General features: G+C 69.9%; 22 protein-coding genes. 11 read left to right on the top strand and 11 right to left on the bottom strand.

All coding sequences use genetic code 11. The annotated features are described in order from the left end of the window. Nucleotides 1-10: 10 nt before the first annotated feature. Nucleotides 11-103 carry a pyrroloquinoline quinone precursor peptide PqqA gene (gene pqqA, locus PARN5_RS0105040; RefSeq protein ID WP_017998684.1) on the bottom strand — a complete coding sequence of 31 codons (93 nt, stop codon included), beginning with the start codon at nt 101-103 and terminating at the stop codon, nt 11-13. 139 nt (nt 104-242) lie between these two features. Here pqqA and PARN5_RS0105045 point away from each other — a divergent pair, with 139 nt between their 5' ends. The 6 genes from PARN5_RS0105045 (at nt 243) to PARN5_RS0105070 (ending at nt 11,108) form a co-directional block, all read left to right on the top strand. After that, complete coding sequence (locus tag PARN5_RS0105045; protein ID WP_017998685.1) at nt 243-1,304, top strand: quinoprotein relay system zinc metallohydrolase 2; 1,062 nt, start codon at nt 243-245, stop codon at nt 1,302-1,304. 57 nt (nt 1,305-1,361) lie between these two features. Continuing rightward, a complete protein-coding gene (locus tag PARN5_RS0105050; protein ID WP_017998686.1) occupies nt 1,362-6,851 on the top strand; it encodes an alpha-2-macroglobulin family protein in 5,490 nt (1,829 codons plus the stop codon). A gap of 155 nt (nt 6,852-7,006) precedes the next feature. Beyond that, nucleotides 7,007-7,978: a GAF domain-containing protein gene (locus PARN5_RS0105055; RefSeq protein WP_017998687.1), complete on the top strand. Its 972-nt coding sequence runs from the start codon at nt 7,007-7,009 to the stop codon at nt 7,976-7,978. A 105-nt stretch (nt 7,979-8,083) separates the two neighbouring features. Beyond that, nucleotides 8,084-9,610, top strand: coding sequence for an aldehyde dehydrogenase (gene adh / locus PARN5_RS0105060; protein WP_017998688.1), 1,527 nt, complete (start codon nt 8,084-8,086; stop codon nt 9,608-9,610). Between the two features lie 101 nt (nt 9,611-9,711). Then, entirely contained in the window at nt 9,712-10,770 is a 1,059-nt protein-coding gene (locus PARN5_RS0105065) for a DNA topoisomerase IB (protein ID WP_017998689.1), read from the top strand. After that, the gene (locus PARN5_RS0105070; protein WP_017998690.1) at nt 10,767-11,108 is read left to right on the top strand and encodes a DUF779 domain-containing protein; all 342 of its coding nucleotides are present in this window, start codon (nt 10,767-10,769) and stop codon (nt 11,106-11,108) included. The genes PARN5_RS0105065 and PARN5_RS0105070 overlap by 4 nt, the downstream gene beginning before the upstream one ends. Nucleotides 11,109-11,164: 56 nt before the next feature. Here PARN5_RS0105070 and PARN5_RS0105075 read toward each other — a convergent pair whose 3' ends face one another. The 5 genes from PARN5_RS0105075 to PARN5_RS0105095 form a co-directional block, all read right to left on the bottom strand. Beyond that, on the bottom strand, nt 11,165-11,320 hold the full coding sequence (locus PARN5_RS0105075; RefSeq protein ID WP_085999851.1) for a Trm112 family protein: 156 nt from the start codon (nt 11,318-11,320) through the stop codon (nt 11,165-11,167). Nucleotides 11,321-11,358: 38 nt separating this feature from the next. Next, the gene (locus PARN5_RS0105080) at nt 11,359-11,997 is read right to left on the bottom strand and encodes an LON peptidase substrate-binding domain-containing protein (protein ID WP_017998692.1); all 639 of its coding nucleotides are present in this window, start codon (nt 11,995-11,997) and stop codon (nt 11,359-11,361) included. Between the two features lies 1 nt (nt 11,998). Beyond that, entirely contained in the window at nt 11,999-12,910 is a 912-nt protein-coding gene (locus PARN5_RS0105085; protein ID WP_017998693.1) for a tetratricopeptide repeat protein, read from the bottom strand. An 84-nt stretch (nt 12,911-12,994) separates the two neighbouring features. Continuing rightward, nucleotides 12,995-13,780, bottom strand: coding sequence for an exodeoxyribonuclease III (locus PARN5_RS0105090; RefSeq protein ID WP_017998694.1), 786 nt, complete (start codon nt 13,778-13,780; stop codon nt 12,995-12,997). A 311-nt stretch (nt 13,781-14,091) separates the two neighbouring features. Beyond that, entirely contained in the window at nt 14,092-14,778 is a 687-nt protein-coding gene (locus PARN5_RS0105095) for a response regulator transcription factor (protein ID WP_017998695.1), read from the bottom strand. Nucleotides 14,779-14,911: 133 nt separating this feature from the next. Here PARN5_RS0105095 and ribA point away from each other — a divergent pair, with 133 nt between their 5' ends. Both ribA and PARN5_RS21650 read left to right on the top strand, forming a co-directional pair. Continuing rightward, on the top strand, nt 14,912-15,973 hold the full coding sequence (gene ribA / locus PARN5_RS0105100; protein WP_017998696.1) for a GTP cyclohydrolase II: 1,062 nt from the start codon (nt 14,912-14,914) through the stop codon (nt 15,971-15,973). Further along, nucleotides 15,973-16,503 (top strand): L,D-transpeptidase family protein, encoded by a 531-nt coding sequence (locus tag PARN5_RS21650; RefSeq protein ID WP_036744731.1) that lies wholly within the window; start codon nt 15,973-15,975, stop codon nt 16,501-16,503. Before ribA ends, PARN5_RS21650 begins: the two co-directional genes overlap by 1 nt. 4 nt (nt 16,504-16,507) lie before the next feature. Here the strand turns inward: PARN5_RS21650 and PARN5_RS0105110 are convergent, their stop codons facing one another. From PARN5_RS0105110 to PARN5_RS0105120, 3 genes are read right to left on the bottom strand one after another with little or no spacing between them, the layout of a single operon-like run. Further along, nucleotides 16,508-16,993, bottom strand: a complete 486-nt coding sequence (locus PARN5_RS0105110) for a hypothetical protein (RefSeq protein WP_036744559.1) — start codon at nt 16,991-16,993, stop codon at nt 16,508-16,510. Nucleotides 16,994-16,996: 3 nt separating this feature from the next. Continuing rightward, on the bottom strand, nt 16,997-17,512 hold the full coding sequence (locus PARN5_RS0105115; protein WP_198289567.1) for a hypothetical protein: 516 nt from the start codon (nt 17,510-17,512) through the stop codon (nt 16,997-16,999). Beyond that, on the bottom strand, nt 17,491-18,669 hold the full coding sequence (locus PARN5_RS0105120; protein WP_157403932.1) for a class I SAM-dependent RNA methyltransferase: 1,179 nt from the start codon (nt 18,667-18,669) through the stop codon (nt 17,491-17,493). The genes PARN5_RS0105115 and PARN5_RS0105120 overlap by 22 nt, the downstream gene beginning before the upstream one ends. A 159-nt stretch (nt 18,670-18,828) precedes the next feature. Between PARN5_RS0105120 and PARN5_RS0105125 the strand changes: the two genes are divergently transcribed. Then, nucleotides 18,829-19,623 carry a VOC family protein gene (locus tag PARN5_RS0105125; protein ID WP_036744733.1) on the top strand — a complete coding sequence of 265 codons (795 nt, stop codon included), beginning with the start codon at nt 18,829-18,831 and terminating at the stop codon, nt 19,621-19,623. Nucleotides 19,624-19,905: 282 nt separating this feature from the next. Continuing rightward, on the top strand, nt 19,906-21,378 hold the full coding sequence (locus PARN5_RS0105130; protein ID WP_017998702.1) for an NAD-dependent succinate-semialdehyde dehydrogenase: 1,473 nt from the start codon (nt 19,906-19,908) through the stop codon (nt 21,376-21,378). A gap of 48 nt (nt 21,379-21,426) precedes the next feature. On the opposite strand, the gene PARN5_RS0105135 is transcribed toward PARN5_RS0105130, so the two are convergent. Continuing rightward, a complete protein-coding gene (locus tag PARN5_RS0105135) occupies nt 21,427-22,170 on the bottom strand; it encodes a cell cycle transcriptional regulator TrcR (protein WP_017998703.1) in 744 nt (247 codons plus the stop codon). Between the two features lie 160 nt (nt 22,171-22,330). Here PARN5_RS0105135 and PARN5_RS0105140 point away from each other — a divergent pair, with 160 nt between their 5' ends. After that, nucleotides 22,331-22,954, top strand: a complete 624-nt coding sequence (locus PARN5_RS0105140; protein ID WP_017998704.1) for a ribonuclease T2 — start codon at nt 22,331-22,333, stop codon at nt 22,952-22,954. Between the two features lie 231 nt (nt 22,955-23,185). On the opposite strand, the gene PARN5_RS0105145 is transcribed toward PARN5_RS0105140, so the two are convergent. Next, nucleotides 23,186-24,163, bottom strand: coding sequence for an NAD(P)H-quinone oxidoreductase (locus PARN5_RS0105145; RefSeq protein ID WP_036744560.1), 978 nt, complete (start codon nt 24,161-24,163; stop codon nt 23,186-23,188). Between the last annotated feature and the right edge of the window lie 4 nt (nt 24,164-24,167).

Below are 24,167 nucleotides of genomic sequence, written 5' to 3' on the forward strand. Positions count from 1 at the left end.
CCGGGTCAGGTCAGAACAGAACCGGCTCGTCCTCGGCCGGGGCATACATATTGATTTCCATGCCGCAGGCGATTTCCGTCAGCGCGGGTTTGGTCCAGGCCATATAGATCTCCTCCTCCAGTTCACCGCATGTCGCGGTCCCTTGGATGCTAGGCCGGTCCGCCGGCCAGTCAACGCGCCAAAGGTCGTAGATGACCGCGCCCGCCCCGTGGTGCTAGGCTGCGCGCGAAAGGATGCGGGCCATGTTTCACCTGATCCTCAGCGCCTGTCTCGCGGCCCAGCCGGGGGTATGCGAGGGCCGGCTTCTGCCGGCCGGCGACGCGCCCGCGCGCGAGGCCTGCGAAGCGGGCGCCGCGGCGATCGCGCGCGACTGGCTGGCGCGCCATCCCGACCTGGCCGCGGGCGAAAGCGGCACCCGCTGCGTCGAGACGGCCGAGCTGCCCGCCCTGTCCATGCAGGAAATCGCCGCCGGGGTGCATCTGCACCAGGGCGCCATGGACCAGCTTTCGCCGCAGAATCGCGGCCGAATCGCCAATTCCGGCTTCGTCGTCGGCGACACGGTGGCGGTCATCGACAGCGGCGGCAGCCGGGCCGAGGGCGAGGCGCTTTACGCCGCGATCCGCCAGGTCACCGACCTGCCCGTCAGCCACCTGATCCTGACCCACATGCACCCCGACCACATCCTGGGCGCCGAGGTCTTTGCCGAGGCCGGCGCCACCGTCACCGCCGACGCCCGCCTGCCGCAGGCGGTGGCGCTGCGGGCCGAGGCCTGGATGATCTCGGTCCCGCGCCAGATCGGGGCGGGAAATTTCGCCGGCACCCGCATCGCCGCCGTCGATCATCCGGTGACGGCCCCCGAGACGATCTCGCTGGGCGGGCGCGAATTGCGGCTGGTGCCGGTGCCGCCCGCCCATACCGACAGCGACCTGACCGTGCTGGACCAGGACAGCGGCACGCTGTTCGCGGGCGACCTGGTGTTCCTGGGGCTGACGCCCTCGCTCGACGGCTCGCTGGCGGGCTGGCTGGGCTGGCTGGGCCAGCCGCCCGATCCGGCCCCCGCGCGCATCGTGCCCGGCCATGGTCCCGTGACCGAACTGTGGGAAGACGCCACCGCGCCCGAGCGGCAATACCTGACCGCGCTGCGCGACGCCGCGCGGCAGGCCCTGTCGCACGGGCTGGCGCTGTCCGCCGCGATTCCCGCCATCGTGCAGGAGATGCGGCCGTTCTCGGAAGGCTGGGCCGATTTCCAGGCCGTCACCGCGCGCAATGCCGCCACGGCCTTCGCCGAGCTGGAATGGGAATAGATTGCCTCGCCCGCGCCCCGATGCCACAACTATGCCGAGCGCATCGGGAGGAAGGTCATGGCACCTCGGCACGGTTTCATCGCAGCGGCGCTCGCCGCCCTGCTGCTGGTCGGAAACGCCCAGGCAGAGGAGGCGCCGGTGCCCGAGCGGCGGCTGTCGCTGCAGGCCGACACCGACCTGCCCGGCGGCGACCTGGGCCCGATCTTCGACACCACGCTGCAAGCCTGCGTGCAGGCCTGCGTTGCGAACGACGCCTGCACCGCGCTGACCTATAACGAACGCGCCCGCGCCTGTTTCCCCAAGGGCGAAGGCACCGGCGCCGCCGCGGGATTCGTCGGCGCGATCTCGGGCCATGTCGTGGCGCTGGACAGCGAAGCGCGGCTGCGCGCGCAGTCCCGCGCCGCCGCCGCCCCCTTCATCGCGCCGCAGGACCTGACCCAGGCGCAGGCACAGGCGCGTTCCTTCCCGGCGCTGCACCCGCCGATGGCCGACTATCCGCAGGGCAGCGCGCAGGCGGCCGAAAGCGGCGGCGACCTGGCGCTGGCCGCCCGCATCACCGCCTCCGAGGCCGCGCGCTATGACCGGGCCGAGGACTGGACCAATCTCGCGCGGCTGACGCTTTACACCGGCGACCAGAACGACAGCGACGCCTCGAACGCGGTCGCCGCGATGGCGATCAACGGCTATCTGCGCGCGGGCCAAGATGCCGTCGCAGGCCGCGCGCTGTCCTGGCTGGCCATGGCCTGGGAACGCCAGGGCCGGGGCCGCGACGCGCTGGCGGCGCTGCGGCTGGCGGCGAAACTGTCGCCCGCCGACAGCGAGATCGCCTCGGCGCTGGAGGAATCCGAGGCCCGCAACGGTTTCCGCGTCACCGACACCCAGGTCGAATCCGAAGGCAAGACGCCGCGCTTCTGCGCCGTCATGTCGCGCGCGTTGTCGACCAGCACCGATTACGCGCCCTTCCTGCGCCTGCCCGGCCGCGACCTGACGGTCGAGGCCAATGACGACCGGCTTTGCGTCGCCGGGCTGACCCACGGCCAGGAGGTCGAGCTGACCTTGCGCGCCGGCCTGCCCTCGGCCGATGGCGAGGTGCTGGCCCGCGACGTGACGCTCAAGGGCTATGTCCGCGACCGCAGCCCCGAGGTGCGCTTCCCCGGCCGCGCCTATGTCCTGCCCGCCTCGGGCGACCAGCGGCTGTCGATGGTCACGGTCAATGCCGATGCGGTCGACCTGCGCCTGCTGCGCATCTCGGACCGCAACCTGATCCGCGCCATGGCCGAGGATATGTTCGCGACGCCGCTCGACAGCTGGCAGAGCAACTATTTCAGCGACAGCATGGCACGCGAGATCTGGAAGGGCACCGCGCAGGTCGCCAAGCCCGTGGGCCAGGACGGCCTGAACCGCGAGCTGACCACCAGCCTCGCCATCCCGGCCGAGGCCGGCCCGCTGGAGCCCGGCATCTATATCGTCGAGGCCGGCGTCGCGACCGAGAACGCCTCGGACAGCGGGCTGGCGACGCAATGGTTCGTGATCTCGGATTTCGGGATTTCCACCTTCAGCGGCACCGACGGGCTGACCGTGGCGGTGCGCAGCCTGAACGACACCGCGCCCAAGGTCGGGGCCGAGGTGGCGCTGGTCAGCCGCTCGAACGACGTGCTGGCCAAGGCCGCGACCGACGACCAGGGCATCGCACATTTCGCCCCGGGCCTGGCGCTTGGCAAGGACGGCGCGGCGCCGGCGCTGGTCACGGTGACCGACTGGCAGGGCGAGGGCGCTGCGCGCGCGCCGCGCGACATGGCCTTCCTGTCGCTGTCGGATCCCGAATTCGACCTGTCGGACCGCGGCGTCGAGGGCCAGCCGCCGGCGCCGCCCATCGACCTGTTCCTGACCACCGACCGCGGCGCCTATCGCGTCGGCGAGACGGTGAACGCCACCGTGCTGGCCCGCGACGCCGAATCGCGCGCCTTGCCGGACCTGCCGCTGACCGCCGTGATCCTGCGCCCCGACGGGGTGGAACAGACCCGGATGCCGGCGACCCCCGCCGGCGCCGGCGGCAGCGTGGTCAGCTGGGCCATCCCCGGCAACGCCCCGCGCGGCACCTGGCGGCTGGAACTGCGCACCGAAGCCGAAGGCCCGGCCTTGGCCACGGCCCGCCTGCTGGTCGAGGATTTCCTGCCCGAGCGCATCGACTTCACCCCGAAACTGCCCGAGGGCCCGGCCCGGGCCGGCGGCGAGCTGGCGCTGAGCCTGAACGCGCATTGGCTGTTCGGGGCGCCGGCCGCGAACCTGCCGGTCGAGGGCAGCCTGCGCCTGTCCCCGACCCGCGCGCTGGCCGGCTTCGACGGCTATGTCTTCGGACGCGAGGATGACGATACCTCGCCCGTCACGGACAGCCTGCCGCCCGGCCAGACCGATGCGCAGGGCCATTACCAGGCGCAGATCACCCTGCCCCCCGCCACCGAGCTTGGCCCGCGCCCGTTCGAGGCCGAAGTGGTGCTGGACATCCGCGAGGGCGCCGGCCGCCCGGTCGAGCGCGTGGAATCCCGCGTGGTCATGCCCGAGGCGCCGGTGATCGGCATCAAGCCGCTGTTCGAAGGCGACATCGTGGGCGAAGGCTCGGAAGCGCGTTTCGCGCTGCTCGCGGTCGGCCCCGACCTGAAACCGGCCGCGGCCCCGGTGCGCTGGGTGCTGAACCGCATCGACACCGACTATCAATGGTATTCGCTGGGCGGGCAATGGAACTGGGAGGCGATCACCACCCGCACCCGGGTGGGTGAAGGTGTGGCCGAGCCGGGCGAGGCCCCGGCCGAGATCGCCGCCGCCGTCGAATGGGGCCAGTACGAGCTGGTGGCCGAGCCGGCCTCGGGTCAGGGCGGGCAAAGCTCGACGCAATTCTATGCCGGCTGGGGCGCGGTGGCGAATGCCGGCACGCAGACGCCGGACCGCTTGCAGGTGGTGCTGGACAAACCCGCCTATCGCAGCGGCGACACCGCCCGGGTCAAGGTTCAAGCGCTGGCCGACGGGCTGGGCTTGGTCTCGGTGCTGTCGAACCGGCTGGTGTCCATGCAGACCGTGGTGCTGAAGGCGGGCGAAAACAGCCTGGACCTGCCGGTCACCGACGCCTGGGGCGCCGGGGTCTATGTCACCGTCAGCGCCATCCGTCCGCTGGGCGAGGCCAAGGCCGAACGCACCCCGGTGCGGGCGCTGGGCCTGGCCCATGCCGCCGTCGATCCCGGCGCGCGCAAGCTGGCCGCCAGCATCGAGGCCCCGGCCGAGACCCGCCCGCGCGGCGTGATCCCGGTCACGCTGAAGGTCGATGGCGCGGCGGGCGAGACGGTGCAGGCCACCATCGCCGCCGTCGACCAGGGCATCCTGAACCTGACCGGCTTCCAGCCGCCGAACCCGTCCGACCATTACTTCGGCCAGCGCCGGCTGGGGGTGGGGCTGCGCGACCTTTACGGCCGGCTGATCCTGTCGACCGGCGCCCCGGACGGCGCGCTGCGGACCGGCGGCGACGCCATGCAGGCCACGGCCGAGGCACCGCCGCCGACCGAAAAGCTGATGAGCTGGTTTTCCGGCCCGGTGACCGTTGGCGCGGACGGCACCGCGACCGTCGAGGTGCCGGTGGGCGATTTCAACGGCGAGGTGCGGGTCATGGCCGTGGTCTGGTCCGGCAAGGGCGTGGGCCAGGCCGATGCAAGCGTGCTGGTGCGCGACCCGGTGGTGATGACCGTGACCGCGCCGGCCTTCCTGGCGCCGGGCGACCGGGCGCAGGTCGGGCTGCGGCTGACCCATGCTTCGGGGCCCGCGGGCGAGGTCAGGCTGGCGGTCGAACAGGTCGGCGGCGCCGCGCCGCTGACGACCAGCCTGCCCACCGACAGCGTGACCCTGGCCGAGAAGGCCGAGGCGCAGGTCCAGATGCCGGTCACCGCCGGCGAGGCCCTGGGCCATGCCGATCTGCGCCTGACGCTGACCACGCCCGACGGCCAGGCGCTGACCAAGGACATCACCATCCCGGTGGCGCTGAACGAAGCCGACATCCAGCGCCAGGACCGCATCCTGGTCCAGCCGGGGCAGAGCATCGCCGTGCCGCCGACGCTGACCGAAGGCATGCTGCCCGGCGCGCTGCTGACGGCGGCGGTCGGGCCCTATGCGCGGCTGGACGTGGCGGGCGCGCTGGCGCGGCTCTCGCGCTATCCCTATGGCTGCACCGAGCAGCTGACCTCGGGCGCGATGCCGCTTTTGTATCTGCCCGGCCTGGCCGCGCTGGAGGGCGTGGACGGCGGCGATACGGCCGAGCAGGTGCAAAAGGCGATCACCCAGATCCTGACCCGGCAGGGCAGCAATGGCGGCTTCGGGTTGTGGTCTGCCGATTCGGGCGACCTGTGGCTGGAAGCCTATGTCACCGACTTCCTGTCGCGGGCGCGCGCGGCCGGCTATCAGGTGCCCGACACCGGCTTCCGGCTGGCGGTGGACAACCTGAGGAACCGCGCCAATTACGCCACCGAACCCGGCGCCGCCTCGGCCGAGGAGAACGCGGCGCTGGCCTATGCGCTGGCGGTGCTGGCGCGCGAGCGGGCAGCGACGGTGGGCGATCTGCGCTATTACGCCGACACGGCGGCGGGGTCGTTCTCGACGCCGATGGCTGCGGCGAATCTGGGCGCGGCGCTGGCCTCATATGGCGATCAGGCGCGGGCGGACCGCATGTTCACCCAGGCGCGCAACCTGCTGAACCTGGGCGCGCCCGAGCCGCAGGTCTTCCGCGCCGACTATGGCACGCGGCTGCGCGACGCGACGGCGGTGCTGGCCCTGGCGGCCGAGGCGAAAAGCCGGGCGGTGGACGAGACCGACCTGACCAGCCGCATCGCCGAACAGATCCAGCGGGCCGAGGAGGACGGCCGCAGCCTCTCCACCCAGGAATCGCTCTGGACGGTGATGGCCGCGCAGGCGCTGTCGCAATCGGTGCCACCCGCGGCTTTGAACGGCGTGGCGCTGACCCAGCCGGTCACCAGCCTGCCCGATGCCGATGCGAGCCTGGCCAACAACGGCGCGCAGGCGCTGGAGGTGACGCTGACCGCCACCGGCAAGCCCCGCGGCCAGGTGGCGGCGGGCGGCAAGGGCTACAGCATCGCCCGGCGCTATTACAGCATGGAGGGCGAGGCGCTGGACCCCGCCAGCGTCAGCCAGGGCACCCGCATGGTGGTCGAGCTGGAAATCGCGCCGCAATCCGAGGGCGGCGGCCGGCTGGTCATCGCCGACCCGCTGCCGGCGGGATGGGAGATCGACAACCCGAACCTGTTGCGCGCCGGCGATGTCTCGGCGCTGGACTGGCTGGACGGGCAGACTTCGGCCGAGATGACCGAGTTCCGCGCCGACCGTTTCGCGGCTGCGCTGACCTGGACCTCGGCCGATAGCTTCCGGCTGGCCTATATCGTCCGCGCGGTGACGCCCGGGCAGTTCCGCCACCCGGCCGCCAGCGTCGAGGATATGTACCGCCCCGAGTTCCGCGCCTGGAGCGAGGGCGGCAGCGTGACCGTCACGCCCTGAGGACCGCATGGCGCCGGTGGCACGGTGCCGGTGGGTATTTGGGGAGCAAAGAAGACTGAGGGAGGCGCGGCGCTGGGTCGCGGCGGGAAAGCATTGCTTGCCGGATGGCCGTCCGCGCGCAATAATCCCGCGACCGACAGGGAGGGGAGGAGACCTTGCCCGAACGCCATGAGGATCGCGTCGCCTCGGCCTCGCAATCGCCGGGGGCGGTGACGCGGCTGGCCGCAAGCTGGCGCCGCTCGATGGTCAAGCACGGGCTGGACCCGGCCCGTCCGCCGCAGCTGCGCCGCCTGACCGCGCGCGAGTTGGCCGAGCGGCGCGGGCGGCTGGACGAATTCATCGCCGTGGCCCGGCCGCAGCTGGACCAGCTGTTCCAGCTGGTCTGCCCGACCGGCTGCAACGTGCTGCTGACCGACGCCACCGGCATCGTGCTGGAACAACGCGCCAATGCCGCCGATGCGGCGGTGTTTCGCGACTGGGGCCTGTGCGCCGGCACCGACTGGTCGGAACAGGCCGAGGGCACCAATGGCATCGGCACCTGCCTGGCCGAGGGCCGCCAGGTCACCATCCACCGCGACGAGCATTTCTATGCCCGCAATACCGGCCTTTCCTGCATGGACGCACCGATCTGGGGCCCGGACGGGCGGCTGATCGCGGCGCTGGACGTGAGCTCGGCCCGGTCCGACCATACCGAGCGCTGGAATGCGCTGATTGCGGCGCAGGTCGCCCATAGCGCGCGCGCCATCGAGGCGGCCTTCTTCCGCGTCAGCTTCCCCGGCGCGCGCATCATCGCCGCCCAGGCCGAGGGGGCCGAGGATGCGACGCTGCTGATCGCCGTGGACAAGGACGACCTGGCCATCGGCGCCAACCGCGCCGCCCGCCGCGCCTTCGGGCTGGAGCGCGAGGGCCGGCTGCGGCCGCGTCCCGCCTCGGACCTGCTGGGCCGCGACGACGAGGCCACCGGCTTCGAGAAGGCCGAGCGCGCCGCGGTGATTCGGGCCCTGGCGCGGGCCGAGGGCAATGTCTCGGCCGCCGCGCGCGCGCTGGGGGTCGGGCGGGCGACGCTCTATCGCCGCATGCAGCGGCTGGGGATCGACGAAAATCCGGGGCGACTGTCTCGGCCCTGAAACACATTCGGCGCAGCGCCGCGGCTGCGGCGTTGATTTGCGAGGCCGCTCGGCCCACCCTTCTGGACGAACCGGCTGGAGGAGCCGGGTTGACAGGAGGAAACGATGCCGAACGACCAGACGCATGACTTCAAGGGCGTGAACGTCCTGCCTTTCGCCAAGCGCTATGACAACTATATCGGCGGCACCTGGGTCGCGCCGAAATCCGGCAAGTATTTCACCAACACCACCCCGATCACCGGCGCCGAGATCGGCGAGATCGCCCGCTCGAACGCCGACGACATCGAGGCGGCGCTGGACGCCGCCCATGCCGCCAAGGACAAATGGGGCCACACCGCCCCGGCCGAACGCAGCAACATCCTGCTGCGCATCGCCGACCGCATGGAGCAGAACCTGGAGCTGCTCGCCACCGCCGAGACCTGGGACAACGGCAAGCCGATCCGCGAGACCATGGCCGCCGACGTGCCGCTGGCCATCGACCATTTCCGTTATTTCGCCGGCGTGCTGCGCAGCCAGGAAGGCAGCATCTCGGAAATCGACAGCGAAACCATCGCCTATCACTTCCACGAGCCCCTGGGCGTCGTGGGCCAGATCATCCCCTGGAACTTTCCCCTGCTGATGGCCTGCTGGAAGCTGGCGCCCGCGCTGGCGGCCGGCAACTGCGTCGTCATCAAGCCCGCCGAGCAGACCCCGGCCAGCATCATGGTCTGGATCGACCTGATCGGCGACCTGCTGCCGCCGGGCGTGCTGAACGTCGTGAACGGCTTCGGGCTGGAGGCCGGCAAGCCCCTGGCCTCGAACCCGCGCATCGCCAAGATCGCCTTCACCGGCGAGACCTCGACAGGCCGGCTGATCATGCAATACGCGGCCGAGAACCTGATCCCGGTCACGCTGGAGCTGGGCGGCAAGTCGCCGAACATCTTCTTCGCCGACGTGGCGCGCGAGGATGACGATTTCTTCGACAAGGCGCTGGAAGGCTTCGCCATGTTCGCGCTGAACCAGGGCGAGGTCTGCACCTGCCCGTCGCGCGTGCTGATCCAGGAATCGATCTATGACCGTTTCATGGAACGCGCCGTGAAACGGGTCGAGGCGATCAAGCAGGGCGACCCGCGCGATGCGGCGACCATGATCGGCGCCCAGGCGTCGAGCGAGCAGAAGGAAAAGATCCTGAGCTATCTCGACATCGGCAGGAAGGAAGGCGCCGAGGTGCTGACCGGCGGTGCCGCCGCCGATCTGGGCGGCGAGCTGTCGGGCGGCTTCTACATCCAGCCCACGATCTTCCGTGGCCACAACAAGATGCGGATCTTCCAGGAGGAGATCTTCGGCCCGGTCGTCTCGGTCACCACCTTCAAGGACGAGGCCGAGGCGCTGTCCATCGCCAATGACACGCTCTATGGCCTCGGCTCGGGCGTGTGGTCGCGCGATGCCAATACCTGCTACCGCATGGGCCGCGGCATCAAGGCCGGCCGGGTCTGGACCAACTGCTATCACGCCTATCCGGCGCATGCGGCCTTCGGCGGCTACAAGCAGTCGGGTATCGGGCGCGAGACGCACAAGATGATGCTGGACCATTATCAGCAGACCAAGAACATGCTGGTCAGCTATTCGCCGAAGAAGCTGGGCTTCTTCTGATGCGCGGGCGGGCGGCCCTTGCCGGTCGCCCGGCTACCCCGCTGAACCGGGACCGGCCTTGCGGCGTTCCACCACATCGCGCCGCAAGCCGGATCACCGCCATGCCCAAGGACTCTGTCATCGTCGACCCCGAGGAGGCGGCCCAGGTTGCCGGGCTGGTCCATGTCAGCGACGACATGCCGGGCATCGGCCGCCGCCGCAGCGGCAAGGGCTTTTCCTATCGCGACGCCAAGGGCGCGCTGATCCGCGACCCGCGGATGCTGGCCCGCATCCGGGCGCTGGCGATCCCGCCGGCCTGGCGCGACGTCTGGATCTGCGCCAATCCGCGCGGGCATCTGCAAGCGACCGGGCGCGATGCGCGCGGCCGCAAGCAATACCGCTATCACCCGCGTTTCCGCGCATTCCGCGACAGCGCCAAGTTCGAGCACATGCTGGACTTTGCCGCCAGCCTGCCGCGGATCCGCGCCCGCGTCGATGCCGACATGGGCCGGCGCGGCCTGCCGGCGGAAAAGGTGCTGGCGACCATCGTGCACCTGCTGGAAACCACGATGATCCGGGTCGGCAACGACAGCTATGCGCGCGAGAACAAGTCGCACGGGCTGACCACGCTGCGCAACCGCCACGCCCGGACCCAGGGCAGCACGGTCCGCTTCCGCTTCAAGGGCAAGGGCGGCAAGGAATGGGACCTGGGCCTGCGCGACCGCCGCGTCGCGACCATCATCCGCAAGGTGCAGGACCTGCCCGGCCAGCAGCTGTTCCAGTATCTGGACGAAGCGGGCGAACGCTGCCGCGTCACCTCGACCGAGGTGAACGACTACCTGCGCGAGATTTCCGGCCGCGCGGTGACGGCCAAGGATTTCCGCACCTGGACCGGCACCGTGCTGGCCGCCATGGCGCTGGCCGCATCCGAGGCCGTCGACAGCGAAGCGGCGGCGAAACGCAATGTCCGCGACGCCATCGCCACGGTCGCGGCCACGCTGGGCAACACGCCGGCGATCTGCCGCAAGTGCTATGTCCATCCCGCGATCATCGACGCCTATCTGGCCGATGAGCTGAAGATCATCCTGCGCGCGGAAATCGACGCAACCCTGGGCGACACCGACCTGCGCGACGAGGAACGCCAGGTCCTGCGCCTGCTGAAGAAAAGGCTGAAACCATGACCCAGGCCCTGGACCAGGTCAGCGCCACCCCCGCCGCGCTGGAGCTGCTGGCCGAGATCGTCGCCGATCACGGGCCGGTGCTGTTCCACCAGTCCGGCGGCTGCTGCGACGGGTCCTCGCCCATGTGCTATCCGCAGGGCGAGTTCCGCATCGGCGCGCGCGACGTGAAGCTGGGCGAGATCGGCGGCATGCCCTTCTACATCTCGGCCAGCCAATACGAGGCGTGGAAGCACACCATCCTGACCATCGATGTCGTGCCGGGCCGGGGCGGCATGTTCAGCCTGGACAACGGGCGCGAGAAACGCTTTCTCGTGCGGTCGGACATCTGCCGCGTCTGACCGCGCGGGCGCGGGCGCACGGGCCTCCCCCAGGATTTCCGTGCGCCCCCGTCTCTTCAGGCGCGGGTCTGGCGCGCCTCGTCGATCAGCATGATCGGGATGCCGTCGCGGATCGGAAAGGCCAGCCCCGCCGCGTCCGAGATCAGCTCCTGCGCCGCCGCGTCATAGCGCAGCCCGGCATGGGTGACCGGGCAGACCAGCGCCTCGAGCATGTGGCGGTCGAAGCCGCGTTCGGTGGTGGTGTCTTCGCTCACTGGATCGTCTCCTCGTTGTCGCCGCCGTGCAGGGCATATTCCAGCAAGCCGTCCAGCAGCTGCCGGCGCCCGGCCAGGGTCTGGCGTTCCAGCAGGGCCTGCTTTTCCTCGGGCGCCAGCGGCAACAGCATCGCCATGGAATTCACCAGCGTCTCGTCGTCGGTCGCCTCGGCGGATTCCCAGTCGGTGGACAGGCCGCGCTGCTCCATGTAGCGGCCCAGCCGCGCCATGAATTCGGCGCGGTGAAAGCCCGGGTCCTGCTCCGGCTCGGGGCTGAGGTCCGAGGCATAGTCCGCCCAGTCCACCTGCCCGCGCAGATAGGGGGTGAAGCCCGGCCGCAGCTCGATCAGCCGGAAGCGCGAGATCGCCTTCAGCGAGATCATCAGCCGGCCGTCGTCCAGTTCGGAAAAGGCGACGATGCGCCCGGCGCAGCCGACCTGCGCCAGGGCGTCGAGCCCGGCCGCTGCCGGCTGGATCATGCCGATCAGCCGCGAGGGCGTCTTCAGCACGTCCTCGACCATCTGCAGATAGCGCGGCTCGAAGATCTGCAATGGCAGCCGGGTGCGCGGCATCAGCACCGCGCCGGGCAGCGGGAACAGCGCGATGACCTCGGGCAAGTCGATGCCGCGCGACATCTCAGGCGAAGATCAGCGAGGACAGCCGGCGCCGGCCCTTCTGCGCCAGCGGATCGGTGGGTTTCAGCGCATCGAAGATCGTCAGCAGCTGCGCCTTGGCGGCGCCGTCGTTCCAGTCGCGGTCGCGGCGGAAGGCGTCCAGAAGCTGGTCGATGGCCTCCTCGACCTGGCCGGCGGCATGCAGCGCGGTGGCATAGTCCAGCCGGGCCTGCTGGTCGGCGGGATCGGCCTCGACCTTGGCGCGCAGCTCGTCCAGCGGGCCGGCATTGGCGGCCTGCCGGGCCAGCTGCAATTGGGCGCGGGCGGCCTCGACCGCGGCGGCGCCGGCGACGCTGGCCGGCACCCGGGCTAGTTCCTGCTCGGCCCGGGCGGTGTCGCCCGCCGCCACCAGGGCGCGGACCAGCCCGCCCCAGGCCACGGCATTCTCGGGCTCTTCCTCGGCGATGGCGGCAAAGGTCTCGGCCGCGTCCTCGGCGGCCCCCTCGGCCAGCATGGCCTCGGCCGCGTCCAGCGCCTCGGCCAGCCCGCCGTCATCGCCGCCCATCGCGGCCAGCTTCTCGACGAATTGCTTGACCTGGCTCTGCGGCACCGCGCCCTGGAAGGCATCGACCGGCTGGCCCTGGAAGAAGGCATAGACGGTCGGGATCGACTGCACGCGCAGCTGGCCGGCGATCATCTGGTTTTCGTCCACATTGATCTTGGCCATGCGGACGCGGCCCTTGTGGCGGGCGACCTCGGCCTCCAGCTGCGGGCCGAGGGTCTTGCAGGGGCCGCACCAGGGCGCCCAGAAATCGACGATGACCGGCACCGTCATCGAGGCGTCGATGACATCGGCCATGAAGGTCGCCTCGGTCACGTCCTTGATGATGTCGGCGGGGGCTTTGTCGGCGGGGGCTTGGCCAAGCTCGAGCATCGGGATTCCTCTTGCGAATGGATTGCCTTCTAGATGGAGCAGCGACCGGGGCGATGCAAGCCGCCTCGCCGCCGCAGCCCGCGGCTAGAGGTCGAAGCGCGCCAGCACCGGGACGTGGTCGCTGGGCTGCTCCCAACCGCGCACCGGGCGCAGGATGCGGCTGCCATGGCCGGCATTGGCGATGTCGGGCGTCGCCCAGATGTGATCCAGCCGCCGGCCCTTGTCGGCCGCATCCCAGTCGCGGGCGCGATAGCTCCACCAGCTGAAAAGCCGGCCGTCGGGGATGTCCTTGCGGGTGATGTCGACCCATTTGCCGGCGTCCTGCGCGGCGCCCAGGTGCTCGATCTCGACCGGCGTATGGCTGACGATCTTCAAGAGCGCCTTGTGGTTCCAGACGTCATCCTCGCGCGGCGCGATATTCAGGTCGCCCACCATGATGGCGCGGGCCGGCAGGTCGGCATGGAAGGCGTCGCGCATCTCGGTCAGGAAATCCAGCTTCTGGCCGAACTTGACGTTCTGCTCGCGGTCGGGAATGTCGCCGCCCGCCGGAACGTAGAAATTGTGGATGGTCACGCCGTTCTCCAGCCGTGCGGCAACGTGGCGGGCATGGCCGAGGCTGGCATAGTCGCGGTCGCCGGCATCCTCGATCGGCAGCTTCGAGAGGATCGCGACGCCATTATAACCCTTTTGCCCGCGCGCGACGATGTGGCGATAGCCCAGGGCATGGAACCCCTCCAGCGGGATCTTCTCGACCGGGCTCTTGATCTCCTGCAGGCACAGGATGTCGGGCGCCTCCTCGGTCAGAAGCCGCGTCACCAGCGCCTCGCGCAGACGAACGGAATTGATGTTCCAGGTGGCGATGGTGAACATGGGCGGCTCCTTTTTCGCGGGCGGAGCCTAGGCGGCACGGCCCGGCTTGTCCACCACGCCCGGCGCCGGGGGCGCTTCGCCCCCCGGACCCCCAGAGGATATTTCCGCAAGAAAGAACCAGGCTCGGTGTTTCTCTCTTGTGGAAATATCCCACGGGGGTCCGGGGGTGTGAAACCCCCGGCTGCGGCAGGGCAAAGACAAACCCGGCCACCTGTTCGGGGGCCGGGTGGTCGTGTGGCCGCATCCACCGGCCACTGGGCTTCGCAGACAGAACCCCAAGCGGCGCGCCCGGTTCCGCCGCTTAGCCTTTATCAAGCCACCAGGCGATAGCCGCCCGATTCCGTCACCAGCAGACGCGCGTTCGAGGGATCGGGCTCGATCTTCTGGCGCAGGCGGTAGATGTGGGTTTCCAGCGTGTGGGTGGTCACGCCGGCATTGTAGCCCCAGACCTCGTGCAGAAGCACGTCGCGCGGCACCACGCCGTCCTGGGCGCGATAGAGGAACTTCAGGATGTTGGTTTCCTTTTCCGTCAGCCGGATCTTGCGGTCCTTGCCGTCGATCAGCATCTTCATCGCCGGCTTGAACGTATAGGGGCCCAGCTGGAAGATGGCATCCTCGGACTGTTCATGCGTGCGCAGCTGCGCCCGCAGCCGCGCCAGCAGCACCGGGAACTTGAACGGCTTGGTGATATAGTCGTTCGCCCCCGAATCCAGCCCCAGGATGGTGTCGGCGTCGGTATCGTGGCCCGTCAGCATGACGATCGGGCATTTCACGCCCTGCTTGCGCAGCTTCTTGCACAGCTCGCGCCCGTCGGTATCGGGCAGGCCCACGTCCAGCACGACCAGGTCGAAGATCGCGCCCTTGGTCCGTTCCACCGCCTCATGGCCCGAGCCGGCCTCGAGCACCTCGAAGTCCTCGGTCGCGGTCAGTTGCTCGGCCAGGGCCTCGCGCAGGTCGTCCTCGTCATCGACGAGCAGGATCTTTTTCAGTCCGGCCATTCTTGCCTCCTTTGGCTTTATGGCGGAAAGGTGATGAGGCCTGGGGCGGGCGTCCAGCGCCTTGCAGCAATTCTCACATGGAGTTGTCGGGAATCCGCCCTATGTTTCAGTTTGTTTCAACCGCGCGGCTGCCATGACCCTGATCCCGACCCTGACCGAGACCCTGTCGCGCGCCCGCGCCGACCTGCGCATGGGCCTGCCGGTGGTGGTCGGCGACCAGTTGGTCGCCGCGGTCGAGACGCTGCGCCCGGACCGGCTGGCGGCGATGCGCGCGCTGGGCCCCGCCACACTGGCCATCACCTTGCCCCGGGCCGAGACGCTGAAGGTCCGGGTCTATGACGGCGACCTGGCGCGGATCGCGGTGCCGGGGGACGCCGACCTCGGCTGGCTGCGCGCCGTCGCCGATCCGGCGGGCGATCTGATGACGCCGATGAAGGGGCCGTTCCAAAGCCCGCGTGGCGGCGATACCGCGGCGCACCGCGCCGGGATCGCGCTGGCGAAATCGGCGCAATTGCTGCCGGCGGTGCTGGTCGTCCCGGTGGCGGCCGCGCCCGAGGGGCTGACCCGGCTCTCGCCCGGCCCCGCGCTGGCGCAGATGGCGGCCGAGGCCGCCATGGCGCCGGTCGCCGCCGCCCGGCTGCCGCTGCTCGCGGCCGAGAATTCGAAACTGCACATCTTCCGCCCCGACAATGGCGAGGCCGAGCATTACGCCGTCGAGATCGGCGCCCCCCCGCGCGAGGCGCCGGTGCTGGCCCGGCTGCATTCGGCCTGTTTCACCGGCGACGTGCTGGGCAGCCTGAAATGCGATTGCGGGCCGCAGCTCAATGCCGCGCTGCAGGCGATGGGCCAGAACGGTTCGGGCGTGCTGCTGTATCTGAACCAGGAGGGGCGCGGCATTGGCCTCGCGAACAAGATGCGGGCCTATGCCTTGCAGAACCAGGGCTTCGACACGGTCGAGGCCAACCACCGGCTGGGCTTCGACGACGACGAGCGCGACTTCCGCATCGGCGCCGGCATCCTGCGCGAGATGGGTTTTCAATCGGTGCGGCTGATGACCAACAACCCGCGCAAGGTCGCCATGCTGGAGGGCCACGGCATCCGGGTCGCCGAGCGCGTGCCGCTGGTCACGCCGCGCAACCGCCACAACACCGGCTACCTGGACGTCAAGGCCGCCAAGTCGGGGCACCTGCTGTGATCCGGCTGACGCCGCTGGGGCTGTGGGCGCGCGGCCGGCTGCTGCCCTGTTCGGTCGGGCGCGGCGGGCTGACGCGCGCCAAGCGCGAAGGCGACGGCGCGACCCCCATCGGCCGGCACCGCATCGTCGGGCTGCTCTATCGTCCCGACCGGGTGGCGCGGCCCTCGGGCTGGGCGCGGCCGATCCTGCCGGGCGACCTGTGGTGCGATGCCTCGGGGGATCCGGCCTATAACCAGCCGGTGCGCGCGCCCTTCGCCCCCAGCCACGAGGCGATGCGGCGGGCCGATCCGCTTTACGACATCGTGCTGGTCACCGACTGGAACTTTCCGCAGGCGCGGCCGGGCGCCGGCTCGGCGATCTTCCTGCACCAATGGCGCCGGCCGGGCTTTCCCACCGCGGGCTGCATCGCCATGGCCCGGCGCGACCTAGGCTGGCTCGCCTCGGTGGTGCGGCCGGGCGAGCTGCTGGAGGTGCCGGACCTGCCGCGCTGGCCGGCCCGCCGCCGCAGGGCCAGGATCGGCAAGGACTAGGCCGTCAGGGGCGAATGAAGTCCCAGTTCACCCGGATCGAGCGCGGTTCGCAATAAAGCCGCAGGCTCTCGGTCTCGCCCCGGTCGCTCTGAAAGGCGTCGAGGCTGTCGTAGACATGCAGCTGCGCCATGCGGACATGGCCGCCGTCCACCCCGGTCACGAAGAAGGCATAGACATGCTGGCCATGCGCCAGGCCGAAGCCCTGGGTATTTTCGGCATCCTGGCTGGGCTGGTAATATTTGGTCGAGAAGTAATAGCCCGTGTCCTCGAAATAGAGTTCGGGTGCATCGAGGGCCTCGGCGAAATTGTAGCTGTAGCGGTTCGACTGCCCTTTGGCGTCCGGCCGTTCGGCGCAGAACTCGACCCGCTGGTCGGCGGTCAGGATGTCGCAGGTCAGCACCGGCATCATGCCCGGCCCGCAATTCGCCGCCGCCTGCCCGGCCAGGCAGGCCAGGCCCAATCCGGCAAGAAACTGCCTTGCCGCCGTCATCGCTTAGCCCGGCCCGAAATTTTCATCGTCGATCCTGATCGAGGGAGGATAGCAGACCCTGCGCTGGATCGGCCTGTCCTGCCTGTATTCGTTGAAATCCTGTTCCGAGCCATAGACCTGCAGCACCGCCGGGTTGGGCGAGTTCAGCTCTTGCCCTTCGCCGTCAAGGTTCATCAAGGCACCGTCCACGAAGACCGCATAGACCGTGCCGCCGTTCGACAGCGCGGTGGCATAGGCCGGGCCATGGATGCCCTGCACATGGTCCTTGACGCCGCCGATGCCGCTGTCGGCCCGAAAGCTCAGCTCGCGGCCCTTGGGCGAGATATAGGCATAGTCAAGCGCGCCGCCGGGCAGCCTGCAGATCTCGACCCGCGCCTTGCGCTCGGGGAATTCGCAGGCAAAGAGCAAGTCGCCCGGCTGCGCGCAATCGGCCAGTGCCGGGCCGGCGGCCAGCGCCAGGATCAGGGCGGCGATGCCCCGGCTTCCGGCGCGGCCGGTCACAGCGCCCCCGTCTGCCACAACCGCACCTTCAGCCCGCCATGGGCGACATAGGGCCCCGGTTCGCGGAACGGCAGGCCGGTGGCGCGGGCCAGCGGCGCCTCGCTGGTCACCAGGCCGACGCGCCAGCCGGAAAAGCGCGTGCGCAGCACCTCGCCCATCGCCGCGTGCAGGCCGAAGAGCGGCCCCTTGTTGCCGATGCGGGCGCCATAGGGCGGGTTGATGACGACCAGGCCGGGCGGGCCGTCGGGGCGTTGCAGGTCGGCAAAGGCGCAGGTCTCGAAGCGGGTCAGGGCCGCGACGCCGGCGCGCTCGGCATTCTCGCGGCTCATGCGGATGGCGCCGGGGTCGCGGTCGCTGCCGTGAAACAGCAGCGCCGGTGCTTTCGGGGCGGTCCCGCGCAAGGCGTCGAAACCGGCGGCGTCGAAACCGGGGAAATGCTGGAAGGCAAAGCCGCGCAGCCGGCCGGGGGCAAGGCCCGACGCGATCTCGGCCGCCTCGATGACGAAGGTGCCGGATCCGCACATCGGGTCCAGCACCGGCTCGCGCCCGTCGAAGCCGCATTGGCGCAGGAACATCGCCGCCATGGTCTCGCGCATCGGCGCCTTGCCGACCGCCTGCTTGTGGCCGCGCTTGTGCAGGCTTTCGCCCGAGGTATCGAGGCTGAGCGTGCAGAGATCGTCCTCGAGCCGGATCTTCAGCGTGACCGGCGCGTCGTCGGCGACGCTGGCGCCGATGCTGTCGCGGATCGCGGCCTCGACGCGCTGGGTGATGGCGCCGGCGTGATAGATGCGCGACTTGCGGCTGGTGGCCTCCAGCCGCAGCGGCACCTCGGGGCGCAGCCAGTCGGCCCAGGGAAAGCGGCGCGCGCGCTTGTCGAGCTGCGCCGGATGCATGGCGCGAAAGGCGCCGATGCGGGCCAGCACCCGGGTCGCGCCGCGCAGATGCAGGTTGGCGCGCCAGACCTCGGGCCAGCCGCCGGTAAAGGTCACGCCGCCGGGCTGGACCTGCGCGTCGAAGCCCAGGGCGCGCGCCTCGGCGGCCAGGGGTTCCTCGAGACCCGGGGTGGCGACCAGGAAGATCTCCATCCGGGCCGGGTCGGCGGCCAGCGGTGCGGCTTCGGGCGGTGCCGCGACGGCGGCGGGCTTGCGGGCGGCTTTGGTCTGGCGGGGCGTCATCGGGATCCGGGAAGGCGAAAGGCCCCGCATCATGCGCCCTGCCACGGGCAAAGTCCATCCGGCGGTATTGTCTGCATCCGGGCGACAGTGTTCCCCGATTGGCGCCATTTCGTGGCCGGCGGGCCGGGGCTATCTTCCATGCAGCACAAGGAGATCATCATGGCCACAAGTGACGCCCCCATCCAGATCGGCCAGGTTGCGCTGGTCGTCAACGACCTCGACCGCGTCGGGGATTACTACCAGTCGGTGATCGGGCTCGACCGGCTTTCCGGCAGCGGCGAGGAGCGGGTGCTGGGCGCCGGCGGCCAGCCGCTGGTCGTGCTGCGCCGCGACAGGGCCGCGCGCCACCGCCCGCGCGAGGCCGGGCTGTTCCACACCGCCTTCCTGCTGCCCGACCGCAAGGCGCTGGGCCGCTGGCTGCGCCATGTCGCGGACCGGCAGATCGGGCTGGACGGGGCCTCGGATCACCTGGTCAGCGAGGCGCTCTACCTGCGCGACCCCGAGGGCAATGGCATCGAGGTCTATGCCGACCGCCCCCGCAGCAGCTGGCAGACCGACGGGCGCGAGGTGCGCATGGACACCCTCGCGCTGGACCTGAACGAACTCGCGGGCGGGGCGGATGCGCCCTGGCGCGGGGCGCCCGAAGGCAGCGTGATCGGCCATGTCCACCTGCAGGTCGGCAATGTCGCCGAGGCCGAGGCCTTCTACATGAACCGGCTGGGCATGGACCGCAGCGCGCATCTCTTCGGCGCCAGCTTCTTTGCCACCGGCGGCTATCACCACCACCTGGCGGGCAATATCTGGAACAGCCGCGGCGCCGGGCTGCGCAGCGCCGATGCCACCGGCCTGGCCGAGGTGGTGCTGGCCGCCGACGCCCCGTCCCTGGCGGCGCTCGGCGCGCGCGACTTCACCGATCCCTGGGGCACCCGGATCCGCGTGGCCGCCAAGGGCTGAGCCGGCCCGGGGGCTCTGCCCCCGCGCCTCTGCGGCCCCTCGATGGGGCCGCAGAGGCGCCCCCCCGGGATATTTCGGCAAGAAAGAAAAAGGGGCGGCGCGAGAGAGATGCGCCGCCCCAGTCTCACACGCCAAGAGGGAAAACCTGACGATGGAGGGGCAACGCCCGTCGCGCGCTTCGGGTTCATCACGATTGCGCGAAGCCGGGGCGCCCCGGTTTTCCTTGCTTTGGCCTGGCAAAAGCGCAAGCCTGCGCCGAATCCCGCCGCAAGGAGACCGACGATGAACACGCAACCGACCGACCTGAGGATGATGCTGAAGGACCCTTCGCTGCTGGAAACGCGGGCCTATGTGGCGGGCGAATGGATCGATGCCGACGACGGCAAGACCTTTGCGGTGGTGAACCCGGCGCGCGGCGACGTCATCGCCGAGGTGGCCGACCTGTCCCGCGCTGAAGTCGCCCGCGCCATCTCGGCCGCCGCCGCGGCGATGAAGGACTGGGCCGCCCGCACCGCCAAGGAACGCGCCCAGATCATGCGCAGGTGGTTCGACCTGATGATGGCGAACCAGGACGACCTGGGCCGCATCCTGACCGCCGAGCAGGGCAAGCCGCTGCCCGAGGCCAAGGGCGAGATCGCCTATGGCGCCAGCTTCATCGAATGGTTCGGCGAGGAGGCCAAGCGCATCTATGGCGAGACCATCCCCGGCCACCAGCCCGACAAGCGGCTGACGGTGATCCGCCAGCCGATCGGGGTCGTGGGCTCGATCACGCCCTGGAACTTCCCGAACGCGATGATCACCCGCAAATGCGGCCCGGCCATCGCCGCCGGCTGCGGCTTCGTCGGCCGCCCCGCTGCCGAAACGCCGCTTTCGGCGCTGGCGCTGGCCGTGCTGGCCGAGCGCGCCGGCGTGCCCAAGGGGCTGTTCAGCATCGTTACCTCGTCGCGGTCCTCGGACATCGGCAAGGAGTTCTGCGAGAACCCGCTGATCCGCAAGCTGACCTTCACCGGCTCGACCGAGGTCGGCCGCATCCTGCTGCGCCAGGCCGCCGACCAGGTGCTGAAATGCTCGATGGAGCTTGGCGGCAACGCGCCCTTCATCGTCTTCGACGATGCCGACCTGGATGCGGCGGTGGAAGGGGCCATGGCTTCCAAATTCCGCAACAACGGCCAGACCTGCGTCTGCGCCAACCGCATCTATGTGCAGGCCGGGGTCTATGACGAGTTTGCGAAACGGCTGGCGGCGGCCGTGGACAAGCTGCGCGTCGGCGACGGGCTGGAAGAGGGCGTGACCACCGGCCCGCTGATCAACCGCGACGCCGTCGAGAAGGTCGAGGAACATATCCAGGACGCGGTGGCGGGCGGCGCCACCGTCGTCACGGGCGGCAAGCCGCGCGAGGGGCTGTTCTTCGACCCGACCGTCGTCACCGGCATCACCGACAAGATGAAGGTCGCGACCGAGGAGACCTTCGGCCCGCTGGCGCCGCTGTTCAAGTTCGAGACCGAGGAAGAGGCGGTCGAACGCGCCAATGCCACGATCTTTGGCCTCGCCTCCTATTTCTACGCCCGCGACATCGGCCGCATCACCCGCGTGCAGGAGGCGCTGGAATACGGCATCGTCGGCGTGAACACCGGCATCATCTCGACCGAGGTGGCGCCCTTCGGCGGCGTCAAGCAATCCGGGCTGGGCCGCGAAGGCTCGCGCCACGGCATCGAGGATTACTTGGAGATGAAATACATCTGCCTGTCGATCTGACGAAAAACCCCCGGAGCCAGGCTCCGGGGGCCGATCTTCCGGACGGGATCAGTTGTCCTCGTCCTCGTCGTCATCCGCCTCGGGCAGGTTGAAGAAGCTGTCGGCGTCCAGATCCTCGGCCTGGGGCTTGTCCTCATCCTTGCTGAGGCTGAAGTTCTCGAGCCCGGCGATGCTCGAGGGCAGGCGCGGCTCGTCCGACATCGCCAGCGAAGTCTCGGTCGAGAGCAGCTTGCGACGCTCGTCATCGGTCATGGCGCCGCCCTCGGCCGCCTTCTTCTTCGCGGCCTTCTGCACGGCGGCATCCAGCTCCGACTGCCGGCACAGGCCCAGGGCGACCGGGTCGATGGGCTGCATGTTCTGGATGTTCCAATGCGTGCGCTCGCGGATCGAGGCGATGGTCGGCTTGGTGGTGCCGACCAGCTTGGCGATCTGCGCATCGGCCAGTTCCGGGTGGAACTTGACCAGCCACAGGATGGCATTCGGCCGGTCCTGGCGCTTGCTGAGCGGCGTATAGCGCGGGCCGCGGCGCTTTTCCTCGCCCTCGGCGGCGGGGTTGTGCTTCAGCTTCAGCCGATACAGCGGGTTCTTCTGGCCCTTCTCGATCTCGCCGGCATCGAGCTGGTTCGAGGCGACCGGGTCGAAGCCCTTGACGCCCGCCGCCACGTCGCCATCGGCGATGCCCTGCACCTCGAGCTCGTGCATGCCGCAGAAATCGGCGATCTGCTTGAAGCTCAGCGTGGTATTGTCGACCAGCCAGACAGCGGTGGCCTTGGCCATCAGCGGCTTGTTCATGACCTTCTCCTTAACAATATCTCTTCCGGCCGGGGAAAACGGCTTTCGGCGGCTGCCATTCCATTTTCAGGGGGATTGACTGGCTATATAGGGCCAGAACGGGGCGAAATAAAGCCTGAATTTCGTGGCGTAGGCCGGTCGGCGCGGCTAGGTTCGGGGCATGAGAACGCTCGCCCTGCTCGCCGCCCTGCTGCTGCCCGGCCCTGGCCATGCCCAGGATGTCGCGGGCCGGTTCGACTATTACCTGCTGTCGCTGAGCTGGTCGCCCAGCTGGTGCCAGGCCGAGGGCGAGGCCGACGGCCAATGCGCACCGGGAAGGCGCATCGGCTTCGTGGTCCACGGCCTCTGGCCGCAATACGAGCGCGGCTGGCCGCAGGACTGCCGCAGCGCCGCCCGCGATCCCTCGCAGCGCGAGACCCGCGCCATGGCGGACCTGATGGGCTCGCCCGGGCTGGCCTGGTATCAATGGAAGAAGCACGGCCGCTGCTCGGGCCTGCCGGCGGGCGATTATTTCGCCCTGACGCGCGAGGCCGCAAGGACCATCACCATTCCCGAACCCTTGCGGCGCCTGGGCCGCGACGTAACCCTGCCCGCGACGGTGGTCGAGGACGCCTTCATCGCCGCGAACCCCGGCTTGTCGCGCGATGCGATCACCGTGACCTGCCGCGACCGCGCCTTGCAGGAGGTGCGCATCTGCCTGACCCGCGAGCTCGAGCCCCGCAGTTGCGCCCCGGATGCGCGGCGCGATTGCAGCGGCAGCTTCCTGATGCCGGCGCCGCGCTGATGGCCATGCCGCTGGCCTCCGGCGGGGATATTTAGACAAGAAAGAAGCCGTTAACCGAATCGCAAGGATTTTCCGGCAAGGTGGACTCACGGTACAGGCGGGGACGCCGATGACCGTCAAGAGAGAAGCCACACCCCCGACCCTTTGCTCCGGCGGGCGGGGTGTGTGCTTTTCTTTCTTGTTCAAATATCCCCGCCGGAGGCCAGCCACGGCGCAATCGGCGCGACCGGTTCAATCCTCGGCCGAAACCTGCAACAGGATCTTGCCGATATGGCCGTTGCCCTCCATGCGGCGATGAGAATCCACCGCCTCGCGCAGCGGAAAGCTGCTGTCGATCTGTGGCAGCACCACCCCGGCCTCGATCAGCGGCCACAGCCTGTCCTGCAGTTCCCGCGCGATCTGCGCCTTGGCCAGGTCGGATTGCGGCCGCAAGGTCGAGCCGGTCACCTCCAGCCGCCGCGTCATGATCTGGGCGAAGTTGATCTCGGCCTTGGGGCCGGCCAGGAAGGCGATCATCACCAGCCGGCCATCCTCGGCCAGGCACTTGATGTTGCGGGCGATATAATCCCCGCCCACCATGTCGAGGATCAGGTCCGCCCCGCCGGCCTTGCGCAGCAGGGTCACGAAATCCTCCTCGCGGTAGTTGATGGCGGTGGCGCCCAGCCGGGTGCAGGCCGCGCATTTCTCGGCCGAGCCGGCGGTGGCCCAGACCCGCGCGCCCAGGGCGCGCGCCACCTGGATCGCCATGGTGCCGATGCCGGACGAGCCGCCATGGACCAGAAACTTCTCGCCCGGTTGCAGGCGGCCGCGCATGACGACGTTCGACCAGACGGTGAAGGCGGTCTCGGGCAGGGCGGCGGCCTCGCGCAGCGACAGGCCGGCGGGGATCGGCAGGGCGTGTTCGGCCGGGCAGGTCGCGTATTCGGCATAGCCGCCGCCGGGCAGCAGCGCGCAGACCCGGTCGCCCGGCTTCCAGCGCGTCACCCCCTGCCCCACCGCCGCGACGATGCCGGCGCATTCCAGCCCCGGCAGGTCCGAGGCGCCGGGCGGCGGCGCATAGGAGCCGGCGCGTTGCAGCACGTCGGGCCGGTTCACCCCGGCCCAGGCGACCCGGATCAGGATCTGGCCGTGGCCCGCCACCGGCACCGGCCGCGTGGCCGGCTTGAGCACCTCGGCACCGCCCGGAGCGGATATTTCGATCGCCTGCATGACA

This window comes from Paracoccus sp. N5, assembly GCF_000371965.1.
Taxonomy (GTDB): Bacteria; Pseudomonadota; Alphaproteobacteria; order Rhodobacterales; family Rhodobacteraceae; genus Paracoccus.